General features: G+C 71.9%; 4 protein-coding genes. 3 read left to right on the forward strand and 1 reads right to left on the reverse strand.

What is annotated here, in order from left to right; genetic code table 11:
* The 3 genes from AB0M20_RS39215 to AB0M20_RS39225 all read left to right on the forward strand — a co-directional run.
* Nucleotides 1-903 (forward strand): ABC transporter substrate-binding protein (locus AB0M20_RS39215; RefSeq protein WP_364306100.1); only part of this gene is annotated, 903 nt, incomplete at its 5' end.
* 177 nt (nt 904-1,080) lie between these two features.
* Nucleotides 1,081-1,212 (forward strand): hypothetical protein, encoded by a 132-nt coding sequence (locus AB0M20_RS39220; protein WP_364306101.1) that lies wholly within the window; start codon nt 1,081-1,083, stop codon nt 1,210-1,212.
* Nucleotides 1,213-1,224: 12 nt separating this feature from the next.
* Nucleotides 1,225-1,722 carry a hypothetical protein gene (locus AB0M20_RS39225; RefSeq protein WP_364306103.1) on the forward strand — a complete coding sequence of 166 codons (498 nt, stop codon included), beginning with the start codon at nt 1,225-1,227 and terminating at the stop codon, nt 1,720-1,722.
* Between the two features lie 18 nt (nt 1,723-1,740).
* Here AB0M20_RS39225 and AB0M20_RS39230 read toward each other — a convergent pair.
* The coding region (locus AB0M20_RS39230) for an isocitrate lyase/phosphoenolpyruvate mutase family protein (protein ID WP_364306105.1) at nt 1,741-2,270 on the reverse strand (530 nt) is incomplete at its 5' end.

A 2,270-nucleotide genomic window follows, 5' to 3' on the forward strand; every position in this document is an offset into this window, starting at 1 on the left:
GCGATGCAGCCGACGATCCGGCAGTCACTCGACCGTGACGGCAAGCCCTTCGGCGTGCCGACCGGGGCGCACCGCAGCAACGTGTTGTGGTTCAACATCGGCCTGCTCGAGAAGGCCGGTGTCACGCCGCCGGCCGGCGACTACACGCTCACCGGGTTCCTGGCCGACCTGAAGAAGGTCGAGGCCTCCGGAGCGACCGCCCTCTGCCTGGGCGCCAAGGACCCGTTCACCACCGTCGAACTGTTCGAGAACACCCTGCTCAGCACGATCGGCACCGCCGGCTGGAAAGACATGGCGGCCGACCGGCTCGACTGGCGCGGCGCCAAGGTGCGCACCGCGCTGCGGGCCTTCGGCGACATGCTGACCTACGCCGACCCCGACGCGAGCGGGCTGTCCTGGGACGCCGCGGCCAAGAAGCTCGCCACGGGCGGCTGCGCCTTCGCATCCGTCAACGACTCGGCGTACGGGGAACTGGTCGCGGCCGGCGCGCGCGAGGGAGCGGACTTCGGCGCCGCCGCCTTCCCCGGCACCGGCGACAGCTTCCTCGCCGTCGTCGACGTCTTCGTCGCCGCCACCAGGGCCGAGAACGCCAAGAACGCTCTGGGATTCCTGAGCGGCATCAGCACACCGGCGACTCAGATCGCCTTCAACAAGGCCAAGGGATCCGTGCCGGTGCTGCGCAACGTCGACGTCTCCGCACTGCCCCCTTACCAGCAGCAGTCCTCGAAGGCGCTCTGGGCGTCGCCGGTGCTGCTGTCCGTGGCGCACGGCGAGGCGATGAGCCCCGCCTTCCAGGAGGGCTTCTACGACGCCGTCTCGACCTACGTCCGCACCAGAAACCCCGGCGCCTTCGCCGACGATCTGCAGAACGCCGTCGCGAACGACCGCATCCCGCAACGCTGAAACGCTGGAGCCGGCAGCCCTCCGCACGGGTAGGATGACGATATTCCGGAATCGACGACATCCCGCTTCGAGGGTGCCCGCCACACCGGCTCACGTTCGTTCCTCGCCGAGACGCCGAGCCACCCGATCGATCGGATCGGTGACCGGGCCGCGAGGGACCTCGATGAAGGAGCGACCATGGCCGGCAAGTCCCCTCGGAAATCCGATGCGAAGAAGCAGGGCAAGACCCTGAAGGAGAAGCAGGCCGCGAAGAAGCTGAACAAGGCCAAGGCGAGGGAGTCGTCACACATTCCCCCGACAGGTCACTGAGCGGCGGTCGCGGTGAGTGTGCATCTGTCCCAGGCGGGCGGCGGAGCGCTGCGGCGGGTGGTGCTCAGCTGCGACGTCGCGGGATGCTCGATCCAGGTGGAGCCGGCGGCCATCGAGGCGTGGCGCAGTGACACCGACGCCCGCTCCTGGGCTCGTGACCACGCCGCCGGCTGGGCGGCCGATCCGATCCGGCAGACCGACTACTGCCCCGAGCACGCCTTGTCCGTCACGGCGTTGGCCAACGGCGTCGCCGCGCCACGCCCGACGGCGACCGTCCGCGATCGCGCGGGCAACCCGCTCAACCGCGACGAGTACGCCGAGCGGCTGCGGGAACGCCTCGCCGACAAGGGATTCCAGAGCGGACACGACGTGGTGGTGACCGCGGCTCAGGCCACGGTCACCGCCCGGCTCCTCGACGAGCTGGCCGGGGTCTACCGCGACGAAAGCCTCGGACTGCTCGCTCGCGAGCTGGCCGCGCTGCTCGACACCAGATCCGGCCACCGCGGCTGACGACCGCGACGCACCCGCTCACCGCCGGCGGCCGGCCTCCGCTGTCATCAGAGCGTTCAGCACCGGGTACGCGAGACCGCCCGCAGCCGCGTCGTAGGTGCCGTGCGTGCCGAGTTCCGCCGCCGCACGTGCCGCGACGGCGTACGCGGCCTGCGCGACGGCCGAGCCGAGGCTGATCCGGACGACACCGGCCGCCGCCAGCTCCACCACACCCGGCGCGCCGGGCCCCGCCATGACCGCCACCGGCAGCGGCCCGCCGGCCAGCTCGGCCACGGCGTCCGGATCGACCAGGCCGGGTACGAACAAACTGTCCGCGCCGGCCGCCGCGTACGCTTCCGAGCGCTCCAGCACGGCCCGGACACGGCCCTCGGCCGGGCCGGCTCCGGCGAGGAAGACGTCGGTCCGCGCGTTGATCCACAGTGGGATGCCGAGGCGGTGGGCCGCGGCGCGGGCCGCGGCGAGCCGATCGGCCTGCTCGCCCGGCCCGAACAGCGGCGCATCCTCGTCTCCGGACCGGTCCTCCAGGTTCACGCCGACCGCACCGGCCC

The sequence above is a fragment of the Actinoplanes sp. NPDC051633 genome, assembly GCF_040681735.1.
GTDB lineage: Bacteria > Actinomycetota > Actinomycetes > Mycobacteriales > Micromonosporaceae > Actinoplanes.